Annotated in this window: 10 protein-coding genes; all 10 read left to right on the top strand. The window is 46.1% G+C overall.

Translation table 11 applies throughout. The features are described from left to right. The first annotated feature begins 239 nt into the window (after positions 1-239). Complete coding sequence (locus NSQ50_RS28790; RefSeq protein WP_051491023.1) at positions 240-1,673, top strand: S-layer homology domain-containing protein; 1,434 nt, start codon at positions 240-242, stop codon at positions 1,671-1,673. 229 nt (positions 1,674-1,902) lie between these two features. Then, complete coding sequence (gene hpf, locus NSQ50_RS28785) at positions 1,903-2,451, top strand: ribosome hibernation-promoting factor, HPF/YfiA family (protein WP_036678506.1); 549 nt, start codon at positions 1,903-1,905, stop codon at positions 2,449-2,451. Positions 2,452-2,720: 269 nt separating this feature from the next. After that, positions 2,721-5,228: a preprotein translocase subunit SecA gene (gene secA, locus NSQ50_RS28780; RefSeq protein ID WP_036678509.1), complete on the top strand. Its 2,508-nt coding sequence runs from the start codon at positions 2,721-2,723 to the stop codon at positions 5,226-5,228. A gap of 366 nt (positions 5,229-5,594) precedes the next feature. Continuing rightward, positions 5,595-6,708 (top strand): peptide chain release factor 2 gene (gene prfB / locus NSQ50_RS28775; protein ID WP_143760436.1). Its coding sequence is split into 2 segments (ribosomal slippage): positions 5,595-5,666 and positions 5,668-6,708, totalling 1,113 coding nucleotides; the frame shifts between segments, so codons are not numbered across the junction. Positions 6,709-6,807: 99 nt separating this feature from the next. Then, the gene (locus NSQ50_RS28770; RefSeq protein ID WP_036678511.1) at positions 6,808-7,692 is read left to right on the top strand and encodes a YitT family protein; all 885 of its coding nucleotides are present in this window, start codon (positions 6,808-6,810) and stop codon (positions 7,690-7,692) included. Positions 7,693-7,869: 177 nt separating this feature from the next. Beyond that, entirely contained in the window at positions 7,870-8,925 is a 1,056-nt protein-coding gene (gene argC, locus NSQ50_RS28765; RefSeq protein WP_036678514.1) for an N-acetyl-gamma-glutamyl-phosphate reductase, read from the top strand. Positions 8,926-8,945: 20 nt separating this feature from the next. Beyond that, positions 8,946-10,178, top strand: a complete 1,233-nt coding sequence (argJ, locus tag NSQ50_RS28760; RefSeq protein WP_036678517.1) for a bifunctional ornithine acetyltransferase/N-acetylglutamate synthase — start codon at positions 8,946-8,948, stop codon at positions 10,176-10,178. A gap of 41 nt (positions 10,179-10,219) precedes the next feature. Next, positions 10,220-11,050, top strand: coding sequence for an acetylglutamate kinase (gene argB, locus NSQ50_RS28755; RefSeq protein ID WP_051491025.1), 831 nt, complete (start codon positions 10,220-10,222; stop codon positions 11,048-11,050). Positions 11,051-11,119: 69 nt separating this feature from the next. Beyond that, positions 11,120-12,406, top strand: coding sequence for an acetylornithine transaminase (locus NSQ50_RS28750; RefSeq protein WP_036678520.1), 1,287 nt, complete (start codon positions 11,120-11,122; stop codon positions 12,404-12,406). Further along, complete coding sequence (gene argF / locus NSQ50_RS28745) at positions 12,403-13,371, top strand: ornithine carbamoyltransferase (protein WP_036678521.1); 969 nt, start codon at positions 12,403-12,405, stop codon at positions 13,369-13,371. Before NSQ50_RS28750 ends, argF begins: the two co-directional genes overlap by 4 nt. Positions 13,372-13,447 lie beyond the last annotated feature (76 nt).

The raw sequence follows: 13,447 nt of genomic DNA, 5'->3' as shown, positions 1-13,447 counted from the left end.
AAGATCCTTTTTTTGTGCGTTCATATGTGTCTAGTATAGCCAATCCTAGTAAAGAAAATAGCCTGTTTTGTAAATTCATTTTATGGAAAATGTTAGAACTCTGCAAAAGGTGGGTAATAGATATACGTTGAGCTGTTTATCTTACCTCGACACACACTATGTTAGCCTAGGTTACTACATTCACGAAGAAATTCAATATAGCCTAAGCTATCAAAACAATTAGGAGGGTGATTAGCAGGATGAAGAAGATGTGGCGCGGTCTTATGACCGGAATATTAGGTACTAGTATGTTATTGGGGTCTCTCGGCAGCGTATCTGCTGCAGCTGTACCTAAGGATATTCAAGGCCACTGGGCGCAAGGTCAGCTGCAGGAATGGCTAGATAGAGGTTACCTTGGAGGCTACCCAGATGGAACGGTAAAACCAAACAAAGCAATTACGCGTGGTGAGTATGTGACTATGGTAAATCGCCTGTTAGGGTTTACAACTAAAGCAACAGTAACTTTCAAAGACATGAAGAGCACAAACTGGAATTACAGTGAAGTGGCTAAAGCCGTGGAAGCTGGATATATCGGAGGATACGAGGATAATACGTTCCGTCCTAATAATCCGCTTACAAGAGAAGAAGCAGCTGTAATTACTGCAAAATTACTTAAATTGAGCACCAATACAACTTCGAACAAATTTAAAGACAATGCACAAATTGCAGCATGGGCAAAAGGTGCTGTAGCAGCCGCAGTGGAAAAGAAGATTGTTAACGGTTATCCAGATGGAACCTTTGGTCCTAAGAGATCGTTAACACGTGCCGAGGCTGTAGGTATTATCAATACTTCAGCTATCTATTATCCTGGTAGTGGCACAGGTGGTGGTGTAACACCTACACCAACTCCAACGGCTACTCCGACACCAACAGCTACACCAACCCCAACTGCTGCTCCAGGTGGTAGTACTGGCGGAGGTTCTGGCGGTGGTAACGGTGGCGGAAGTAGCACAGCGCCAACAGTAAGTGGGGCAACCTACGGTAATGTTGGTTCGGTCACAGCGGATGTATACCTGACACCTTCCGTAACTGGTGCAGTATACTATGTTGTAGCTCCTTATAATGCTGATGTAATTGCTCCAACTGCATTACAGGTGGAAAAAGGACAAATTAGTAACGGGACTGCAAGTGGTATCCATGGTAGTGTTGCGACTGTAGCTAACACAACGGTTACATTCTCTGTTTACGGATTGAATCCTGGTACAGAATATGCAACATATATCACGCTTGCGGATGCAGCTGGTAACTTGTCTACTGTAACGACAGTTCGGTTGACTACTGCTCAAGCTACTGCTAGCTCGATTTCGCTTTTTGAGCCGGGACAAGTTAGTACAGTTACAGCAGATGTATATGTTAAATATGGTGTAACAGGTGGCGATACAACCCCAGTTAGATATGTAGTATTGCCGGCAAATGAGAAGGCACCTACTGCAGCGCAGATTGCCTTAGGTCAAAATGGTAGCGGTACTGCATTGGCTGCTCCATGGACTAACACGCTTACGTTTGCTCCTGGTGTAAAGCATACACAGACTTTAACTGGTTTAGCAGCAAATACTGCCTATAAGGTATATGTTATTGCAGGATCGGGTTCTCAATGGTCCCCTGTAGAAATTATTCAAATTCATACCAAATAGCCTGACCTTATGTGATTTCATTCGGAGAATATAAGAGTGGAATCCGTACTATAATAACGACAGGTTTACTTTTGGTCCGGTAGGGCGATTGGTTGCTCTTACCGGACTTGTTTTATTTGTGAACGCTATGACAACATTTGTTATCTAAATGTAAGGGCTGTAAGGAATTGCTTTTTACTTAGCGCTTACAATTTGGTATAATGAAGGTGTAACTAAAGGAGGAGTGGCCATGCAATTCACCATTCGAGGTCAACAAATTGACGTGACCGACGCTTTGAGAGAGTATGTTGATAAGAAGCTCAGCAAACTTGAGAAGTATTTCGAAGCACCCCCTACCTCTGAAGGGTCTGTGACGCTTGGCGTAGTTCGCGGCCTTCATACGGTGGAAGTAACCATTCCGCTTGCTGGCGTGACGCTTCGTGCGGAAGATCGCAGCGATGACATGTATGCTTCCATAGACGCCGTTGTGGACAAGCTGGAACGTCAAATTCGCAAACACAAAACGAAGCTGAATCGGAAGTTCCGTCAAGAGGGACTCAAAACGCTGTTTGTGGATGGAGCTAGTGCCGCTGTTGCTGTAGAAGAACAAGATTATGATGATTTAGAAGTGGTTAGGAACAAACGCTTTACGATGAAGCCGATGGATGTGGAAGAAGCGATTCTTCAAATGAACATGGTAGGACATAATTTCTTTGTGTTTTCCAATATCGACACCTCGGAAGTTAGCGTAGTTTACAAACGTGATGATGGTAAATATGGACTGATTGAACAGGGCTAAGTTATAATGATGCCAGTTATGCTCTAAGTATAAAGGGCCTCGAGAGTTAGTCAGAACCTAAGAAATTTAAACCGAGCCCCTATTCGCTTATTGCGAATAGGGCTCTTGTGCGTATAAATGAAAAATGTGGCTGTTACACCTTGTATTGCGGCATCTCTTACAAACTGTTACAATTTATGAAGCAGCGGAATCGAATTTATAAATGGCCCTTTCAATTTTGTGAGGATGGGCTCGGTTCCACCATCTGTGTTGCATGAAAGGGGTTAACCATGCTAGGACTTGTAAAGAAAATATTCGGAGACACAAACGATCGTGACGTTAAACGTCTCATGAAGACAGTCGATGTAATTAATGGATTGGAGCCGGAATTTGTAGCACTATCCGATGAAGCTTTAAAAGCTAAGACGGAAGAGTTCCGCGCCCGTATTGAGAAAGGCGAAACCTTGGAAGAAATTCTTCCTGAGGCGTTTGCAACCGTACGTGAAGCTTCCAAACGGACGCTTGGCATGCGGCATTTTGATGTACAATTAATTGGTGGTATGGCTCTGCATGAAGGCCGAATCTCCGAGATGAAGACTGGTGAAGGTAAGACTCTAGTAGGAACATTGCCGGTTTACCTGAATGCTTTGCTTGGTAAAGGCGTACATGTAGTAACGGTCAATGACTATTTGGCTCAGCGCGACAGCGCACAAATGGCACAAATCTATAACTTCCTGGGCATGACGGTTGGGGTTAACCTAAGCGGTATGGACCATGCTGATAAACAAGATGCTTACGCCTGCGATATTACGTATGGCACGAACAACGAATTTGGTTTCGATTATTTGCGTGACAACATGGTGCTTTATAAAGAACAAATGGTTCAGCGCCCTCTTTATTTCTGTATTATTGATGAAGTGGACTCCATTCTTATTGATGAAGCCCGTACACCTCTTATCATTTCCGGACAAGCTGAGAAGTCTACTGAATTGTACTTTGCAGCAGACCGTTTTGTGAAAAAGCTTAAAGCTGAAGAAGACTACACAGTTGATATCAAAGTGAAGTCCGTAGCCTTGACTGAAAAAGGTGTAGCTACTGCTGAACGCGCTTTTGGTATTGAGAACTTGTATGATCACAGTCATGTAACCTTGAATCACCATATCGTCCAAGCCCTGAAAGCAAACGTAATTATGCGTCGTGACGTAGACTACGTTGTTAACGAGGGTGAGGTCGTTATTGTTGATGAATTTACGGGACGTTTAATGTCAGGCCGTCGTTATAGTGACGGTTTGCACCAAGCGATTGAAGCGAAGGAAGAAATCGAAGTACAGAATGAGAGCATGACGCTTGCTACGATTACTTTCCAGAACTATTTCCGTATGTATCGCAAATTGGGCGGTATGACAGGTACAGCTAAAACTGAGGAAGAAGAGTTCAAGAAGATTTATGGTCTTGAAGTTCTTCAAGTTCCTACGAATAAACCAAATCAGCGCATAGATATGCCAGATGTCGTCTACAAGAGTGAGAACGGTAAGTTCAACGCTGTTGTGGCAGAAATTGTAGAGCGTCACAAAAAGAACCAACCTGTACTTGTTGGTACAGTATCGATTGAGAATTCAGAGCTCGTATCTGAAATGCTGAAGCGCAAAGGCGTTAGACACCAAGTGCTTAACGCGAAGCATCACGCTGCTGAAGCTGAAATCATTACACATGCAGGTCAGCCAGGTACAGTTACGATTGCTACCAACATGGCAGGTCGTGGTACGGACATCGTTCTGGGCGAAGGTGTGACAGATCTTGGAGGTCTGCATATCATTGGTACAGAGCGTCATGAATCGCGCCGGATTGATAACCAGCTGCGTGGTCGTGCGGGTCGTCAAGGGGACCCAGGTTCTACACAATTCTACTTATCCCTTGGTGATGAGTTGATGAAGCGTTTCGGCGCTGACAACGTTTTGAGTATGATGGATCGCCTTGGGTTTGAGGAAGATCAGCCGATTGAGAGCCGCATGATTACGCGTGCTGTGGAATCTGCTCAGAAACGTGTTGAAGGTAATAACTTTGATATTCGTAAAGTCGTATTGCAATATGATGACGTTATGAATCAACAGCGTGAAATTATTTATAAACAACGCCGTGAGATTCTGGAGTCTGAAAATATTAAAGATATCGTGCTTGAAATGATCAAGCCGGTTATTGAACGTATTGTTCACGCACACTGCAGTGACGATATTCCTGAAAACTGGGAGCTGCAAGAAGTTGCTGATTACGTAAACAGCAAGCTGCTTGAAGAAGGTGCTTTGACTCGCGATATTCTGTGGGGCAAGGAAGCAGAAGAGATCATTGAGTACATCTTCGAACGTGTACTTGAGAAATATGCTGCTCGTGAAGAACGCCTGGGTTCAGAATTGGTACGTGAATTCGAGAAGGTAATTGTGCTGCGCTCCGTGGACAGCAAGTGGATGGATCATATCGATGCGATGGATCAATTGCGTCAAGGGATTCACCTGCGTGCTTACGGTGGTACAGATCCACTTCGCGAGTATCAATTCGAAGGTTTCGAAATGTTTAATACTATGACGGCTACGATTCAAGAAGAAGTAGCTACTTATATTATGAAGGCTCACATCGAGACAAATCAGGAGCGTCAATCCGTTGTAGAGGAAAATAAAATTTCCACTAACAGCGAACCTGCTGAGAAACGTCCGGTACATGTTGAGGCTGCGGCTGGTCGTAATGATCTTTGCCCTTGCGGAAGCGGCAAGAAGTACAAGAACTGCCACGGTCAAAACGCATAAGACAAACGTTTAGTAACGCTCATATTCAGGTGTTGAAGATGTAAGTCTTTAACCCTGATCTCTATGGGTATACTAACCATAAAGAGCGGCTGGGCCCGGGGGTATCCCCCGTTTACGGCCCAGTCGCTTTTTTTGGATATTTAGCACTTTGAGTGAATGTGGAATGGAGAGAAGGTTTGGAACTGGAGAAACGGAGTGTTCGCCTTTGTTTCGGGATTCCAACCGCTATGCGGTTATCAATTCAAGGAATCTGGAAACAACAGCGATCGGAAGTCCAATCCTTCTCGGAATGGCTGAACATTCACTCATTACTAACTTTCCAATAGCGAAGACCGTAACAACCAATTTTGAAAGGTGAAGTGACCTATGATAGAACCAAATGTAAAGCAGGATCTGCGTGAAATAGGCAAGAAACTAACTGACCTTAGGGGGTCTCTTTGACTTAGATCTTAAGCAAGAGATGATCTCGAACTTTGAAGAAAAGATGGCTGCTCCCGGCTTCTGGGATAATTCAGAGCAGGCACAGAGCGTGATTGGCGAGATGAATGCCGTGAAATCGTCCGTGGATCAATACGAGAAGCTACAACAAGAATACGACGATGCTGCGATGATGGCGGAGCTTGCGGATGAAGAAGGCGATGAAGATCTTGCGGCAGAGATTGGAGAGACGATCAGCAGTTTAGGCAGCAAAGTGGATGAATTCGAGCTGCAATTGCTACTTAACCAGCCGTATGACAAGCTGAATGCTATTCTTGAGCTCCATCCGGGTGCGGGCGGTACGGAATCCCAAGACTGGGGCCAGATGCTGCTACGGATGTATACTCGTTGGGCTGAAAAACGTGGATTCAAGGTTGAGGTGCTGGACTACTTACCGGGTGATGAAGCGGGAATTAAGAGTGTCACACTACTTATTAAAGGCTTCAACGCCTACGGATATCTGAAAGCTGAAAAAGGTGTACATCGGCTAGTACGGATTTCTCCGTTTGACTCTTCGGGCAGAAGACATACTTCTTTTGTATCCTGTGATGTCGTTCCGGAAATTGCCGATGATGTAGACGTTGAAATTCGTACTGAGGATTTGAAAATCGATACGTATCGGGCGAGCGGCGCCGGTGGACAGCATATCAATACCACAGACTCTGCGGTGCGGATTACTCACTTGCCGTCGGGTGTGGTGGTAACCTGTCAGAACGAACGTTCACAGATCAAAAACCGCGAACAAGCGATGAAAATGCTGCGTTCCAAGCTATATGAGCGCAAACTGCAAGAGCAACAGCAGCATTTGGATGAGATTCGCGGTGAGCAATCCGATATTGCTTGGGGCAGTCAGATCCGTTCCTATGTATTCCATCCGTATAACATGGTTAAGGATCACCGTACTTCCGTGGAAACGGGGAATGTTGGCGCTGTGATGGACGGAGATATTGATGCATTCATTGATGGTTACTTGCGTAGCCAGATCAAGATTGAGGCAGAATAAAAGAGAGTTTCGGGGAAACGGATACCATTCATGGATTAGGATGGGATGGCCGTTTCTTCTTTCGTAGAGCAAGATGACACTTTAAGGAGAGCCTTTGAAATGCAAAAAGTCAATTCCCGTAATAAACCCCCACTGATTCCTCTGAATGGGCCACTCCGACATGTGGTGGATACGATGTTAATTTTGCTCGGATCGCTAGTTACAGCGCTGGGGTTTAATCTTTTTTTTCTGCCTAATCATATTGCTTCTGGTGGTGTATCCGGTCTGTCGGTATTGGCTGAAGCTTGGTTTGGGGCTGAACCGGCATTTACGCAATGGGCGCTTAATATTCCGTTGTTTGTACTCGGGGTAATCTTCTTGGGTAAACAATACGGAGTTCGCTCGCTGCTTGGGAGCTTTGTGTTACCACTCTTTATTTTGTTGACAAAAGATTTGCCTGCACCTACCACCAATCCACTCTTAGCCTCCATTTATGGCGGTATCTGTGTGGGGGTGGGGTTAGGTCTTGTGTTCCGCGGACGGGGCTCGACAGGTGGACTTACTATTTTGGCGCAGATTATTCAAAAGATATCCGGTCTCAGCTTCTCGATTTCCGTAGTGCTGTTGGACGGGACGGTCATTGTGCTGGCTGCTTTTATACTCGGTATGGAACAAGCACTCTATGCACTGATCGGTCTGTTTGTTACAGGTAAGGCCATTAATGCGATAGAGGTAGGCTTCCGTTATACAAAGGTGGCTTACATAATCTCGGACAAGACGGAAGAAATATCTGAGGCGATTTTGAATGATCTGGATCGGGGTCTGACGAAGCTGGATGCACATGGCGGTTATACTGGTGATGAGCGTACGGTGTTAATGGTTGTAGTAGGCCAGAATGAGGTTTCCAGATTAAAAGCAATTGTTCAATCGGTAGATACTAGTGCTTTTGTGATTATAACTGAGGCGCATGAGGTGCTGGGTGAAGGCTTTAAAAGAGAAGTGTAATTTCTCCTCAAGGAGAAGCTATGCTTCTCTTTTTTTGTAAATACAATTATATTTAGGAATAAAGAAAGTTAACACTATGTGTTGTATTTATATTAATTGAGTCGTATAATAATACATATTTCTAAGACGGTATGCATTATATTATTTATTATAATTCATGATAAGCAGGAAGTGGGGATGACAGTGGAAGGCAAGCTGAGAGCGGCGATTGTTGGATCAACGGGTTATGGGGGCGTAGAGCTGATTCGGCTGCTACAAAGTCATCCTAAGGTAGAGATTACTTCGGTAATTTCCTCATCAAGTGCAGGGGATGCTATAGAGGAAGGTTTTCCGCATTTGACGGGCATCATTGATCGAAGGCTGGATGGCGTTGACCCGGCTCAGATGGCTGAGCGGGCGGATGTGGTATTTACGGCGACGCCGTCGGGTGTGAGCGCAAAGCTGGTACCGCAGCTGCTGGAAGCTGGACTTAAGGTCGTGGATCTGTCCGGTGATTTCCGATTGAAGGATGGTGCAGAGTATGAGCACTGGTATAAACATCCCGCTCCGGCTGATGAATATCTAGAGCAGGCTGTATACGGACTTTGCGAGGTGTTTGGAGAGCGTGCGGCTGGGGTAGATTTTATATCTAATCCAGGCTGTTATCCTACAGCTACACTTCTTGGACTAATTCCTGCAATTCAGGCAGGTTGGATTAAACACGACAGTATTATTATTGATGCTAAATCAGGAGTTACTGGAGCAGGACGCGGAACAAGCCTGATGGTGCATTATGCAGAGATTAATGAGAACTTTAAAGCTTATAAAATCAATAAGCATCAACATATACCAGAAATTGAGCAGACACTAACAGAGGTTGCTGGAGAAAAGGTAACGGTAACGTTCACCACACATCTCGTGCCGATGAGCCGGGGAATTATGAGTACGATGTATGCAGGGATGACGGACAATTATACGGAGCAGGATTTTGTGAATTTATACCGTGAATATTATGCGGGCCGGCCATATGTGCGGGTGCGTGATGTAGGTGTGATTCCGGCGACAAAAGAAGTTAGCGGCTCTAATTATTGTGATATCGGATTTGCAACAGATACTCGTACAGGGCGGGTGACCATAGTCTCCGTCATTGATAATGTTGTAAAAGGTGCGGCAGGGCAGGCAATACAGAACCTTAATTTGATGATGGGATGGGAGGAAACCCTTGGCCTCGGCTACACACCTGTGTATCCATAAGGATCAGCGGTACAAATAATATGAGCGAGATTGAGTTATTTACCACCTTGGAGGGTGGAAGCATCACTTCACCTAAGGGTTTTAAGTCCGGAGGATTGCATTGTGGATTAAAAAAAACAGATCGCAACGATCTCGGAGTGATTCTGTGTGAAGTTCCGGCAACAGCTGCGGCCGTATATACGACGAATGTTTTTCAGGCAGCTCCGCTGAAAGTGACTCGCGAAAGCCTTTCGAACGGAGTATTGCAGGCGGTTATCGTGAACAGCGGGAATGCCAATGCCTGCACAGGCGAACAAGGTGAAGCAGATGCTTATGAGATGCGCGCTGCTGCGGCTCAGCATTTAGGTGTGGCCGTTAATGATGTGGCAGTTGCTTCGACCGGAGTTATTGGTGAACTGTTGAAGATGGACTGCGTACGTAGCGGGATTACTGCAATACCAGAGAAGCTGGACGGTGGAGCTATTGGCGCGGAGGAATTCTGCCAAGCTATTCTTACCACCGATTTAGTTAAAAAAGAGATTGCCGTGAAGGTGCTCGTTGGCGGTGTAGAAGTTACAATTGCGGGAGCAGCAAAGGGCTCAGGGATGATCCATCCTAACATGGCTACTATGCTTGGCTTTATGACCACGGATGCTGATATTGCAGCGGAGGATTTACTTAGTCTTTTGCGTTCAGCTACGAATGTTACTTTTAATATGATTACAGTCGATGGAGATACTAGCACCAATGATATGTTAGTGTCGATGGCGAGTGGGCTTGCCGGTAATGAGAAGCTGACACGGCTGCATCCGGATTGGGACGCTTTTGCTGCTGGATTCACTTATGTGTGCCAGACGCTTGCCAAAGCGATTGCTCGAGATGGCGAAGGTGCAACTCACCTGATTGAGGTTCAAGTGAATGGTGCTGTTCATGATGAGGCGGCGGCAGCGATTGCTAAGACAGTGGTTGGTTCTAGTCTAGTGAAATCTGCTATTTTTGGAGCGGATGCGAACTGGGGGCGGATTATTGCTGCGGTTGGACGCGCGGGTGTTCCGGTATCGCCGGAGCATGTGAACATTTCGTTAGGGGATATTGAGGTGCTTTTGCACTCGAAGCCAGTTGCTTTTGACGAGGAAAAGGCTTTGGCCTATTTGCAAAAAAGTGAAACTGTGCTGATCACTGTAGATCTGCATGATGGAAGCGGAAAAGCAACGGCTTGGGGCTGTGACCTAACTTACGATTATGTGCGTATTAACGCTGCATATCGCACTTAATTTATGGCGTGTTAAGCCCATAAGGGAAGGATACCGATCATATGACGCTAAATAGCGAGCTTGAACTTATAGATGCTTTAGATGGTAGTGGATTGTTTGTAATGAAATGCGGCGGCAGTACACTTGCGGCTCTACCTGATTCTTTTTTTGAGGATTTGCGAGATTTGCAGGAGGAGGGCATTCAGCCAGTAATTGTTCATGGTGGAGGGCCAGCCATTTCTGAGAATCTAGCGAAACTGGGCATTGAAAGCAGCTTTGTGAATGGCCTGCGAGTAACCACCGAGGAAGTACTAGATGTTGTAGAGATGACCCTGGCAGGGAGTATAAACAAGGCGATTGTCCGGCGAATTCAAGGGAGCGGCGGTCTAGCTCTGGGGCTTTCGGGCATCGATGGGAATATGATCCTTGCTAAACCAGTGGCGAACAGCGCCGAAGTAGGTTTGGTAGGAGAAGTAACGGAAGTTAAGGCTGAGATCATAACTGGTATTGTTGGGATGGGTTATATTCCTGTCATTGCTCCTATCGGAGTAGATGCAGCAGGTCAGCGCTACAATATTAACGCAGATACGGCAGCAGGGGCAGTTGCTTCCTATGTGGAGTCTCCCAAAATGATCGTCGTCACAGATGTGCCAGGCATCATGAGTACAGTGGAAGGTGAAAAGATTGTGCTTCCCTCCGTTACTGTACAGGAAATTGAAGCCTTGATCGAAAGTGGAGAAATCTACGGTGGCATGATCCCTAAAGTGCGGGCAGCTATAGATTGCATTCAGGGCAGCGTATCAGAGGTTATCATTGTGGATGGAAAAGAACCGCGGGTACTTAGTCGAGTACTGCAAGGTGAAGCGATAGGTACACGTATTATTCGTTCGTAGAATCATAGATGAATACAAATTAGAGGCGCAGCCTGTTCACAGGAGCAGCCGATGGGAGAGTGACTTAGAATGAGCAAGCTTACACAAGCGGAGTTGGATTCGCAAGCAGGGGCACAGCAGACCGATACAGTAGGATCAGGTACACCGGATGTTACAGCAGGCAAGCTGAGTGCAGTGTTCCCTTCTTACGCCAGATATGATATCAGCTTAGTTAAAGGCAAGGGTACCTGGGTATGGGATGATAAAGGCAATAAGTATCTGGATTTCACCAGTGGATTGGCTGTGACCAGTCTAGGTCATGCTCCTGAAAAAGTCGGCGCTAAGCTGAAGGATCAGATTGATACGCTCTGGCATGTCTCGAATCTGTTCCATATTCCGGGACAAGATAAAGTTGCCAACCTTCTGACAGAGAATAGCTGCGCTGATCAAGTATTTTTCTGCAATAGCGGGGCAGAAGCGAATGAGGCTGCTATTAAGCTGGCCCGCCGTTACCATCAGAAGATTAAAGGTGTCGACCGTTATGAGGTTATCACATTCGAACAATCCTTCCATGGACGTACACTAGCAACACTAACAGCTACAGGCCAGCAAAAGGTAAAAGAAGGCTTCCTGCCGCTTCCAGCAGGTTTCAAGACCGTACCCTTGCATGATCTCCCAGCGTTAGAAGCTGCTATCGGAGATCATACAGCTGCTATCATGCTGGAGATGGTACTTGCAGAGGGTGGCGTGCTTGAGGTAGAACCTGAGTTCTTGAACGCTGTAGTGGCCTTGTGTAAGAAACACGGATTGCTTCTGATTGTAGATGAAGTACAGACAGGTATGGGACGTACAGGCAAGCTGTTCGCTCATCAGCATTATGGAATTGAACCGGATATTTTCACCTTGGCAAAGGGGATTGCTAGTGGGTTCCCGGCAGGTTTAATGCTTGGCAAAGGATATTTGCGTGAAGCCTTCTCAGCGGGCAGCCATGCGTCCACCTTCGGGGGAACACCGCTAGCAACAGCTGTTATGGCAGCGACGATTGAGACGATGCTGGAAGATGAGCTTCCACAGCGCGCCGAAGAAATGGGTAAATACCTGACAGGCCTTTTGAAAGAGAAGCTGGCGGACTGTTCTTTTGTGAAGGATATCCGTGGTAAAGGGCTGTTGATCGGGATTGAATGTCAATCCCCAGTAGGCGATATTGTACTGGCTGGACAAAAGAAAGGCCTGTTGTTCGTGACAGCCGGTCCTAATGTTCTTCGTCTGCTGCCAAATCTATATGTAAGCAAAGAGGAGATCGACCAAGCGGTGGACATCCTATGCGAACTCATTCATACTTATGCTAAACAAGCAAACGGGGAGGTAAGCTCATGAGTCAGGGCGTACAGAGTAATAAACACACCATTGCGCAGCAACTGAAAGGCCGTGATTTACTGGAGCTGAACGACTACAGCCCGGAGGAAATTACGTATCTGATTGATTCGGCGATTGAGCTGAAGAAGAAACAGAAAAATGGCGAAGAATTTCAGCCGCTGAAGGGAAAGACGATTGGTCTTATTTTTGAAAAATCCTCTACACGTACGCGTGTGTCGTTTGAAGTTGGAATGTATCAGCTGGGAGGGCATGCCCTTTTCTTAAGCAAAAATGATATCCAGCTTGGACGCGGAGAAACTGTTGGTGATACAGCGCAAGTAATGTCGCGTTATCTCGATGGAATTATGATCCGTACCTTCGGTCATGACAAGGTCGAAGATCTCGCTCGTTATGCTTCTATTCCCGTAATCAATGGTCTTAGTGACCTGGCACATCCTTGCCAAGTGCTGGCGGATTATCAAACGATTTATGAGCACAAAGGAAAGCTCAAAGGCCTGAAGCTGGCTTACATCGGCGATGGCAACAATATGGCGCATTCCTTAATGATTGGCGGAGCTAAGCTGGGCGTGGACGTATCTATCGCCGGACCGGAAGGTTATGAGCCGGATGCAGCGGTTGTCGCAGAAGCTCGTGAGATCGCTAAAGAAACCGGAGCGAAGATTGTGGTCACTCGTAGCCCGCAAGAAGCTGTACAAGACGCTGACGTCATCTATACAGATGTATGGGCGAGTATGGGCTTCGAAGAGGAGCAAAAGGCACGTGAAGCGGCATTCAAGGACTATCAGGTCAATGAGGAGCTTGTAAAAGGCGCTAAGAGCGACTATCTCTTCCTGCACTGCCTGCCAGCCCACCGTGAGGAAGAAGTCAGCACAGGCGTGATTGACGGCCCTAACTCGGTGATCTTTGATCAGGCTGAGAACCGCCTGCATGCGCAAAAAGCTTTAATGGCTGCGTTGATGAGTTAAGGAATTTTAAAAATATAAAATATAAATCACTATATAAATTGAATTAATGTTGGGCGAAGTTAGACTTTGGACGATG

The organism is Paenibacillus sp. FSL R10-2788 (genome assembly GCF_038003885.1).
Classification (GTDB): Bacteria; Bacillota; Bacilli; order Paenibacillales; family Paenibacillaceae; genus Paenibacillus_AQ; species Paenibacillus_AQ odorifer.
This window is presented reverse-complemented; position numbering and strand designations above follow the sequence as displayed.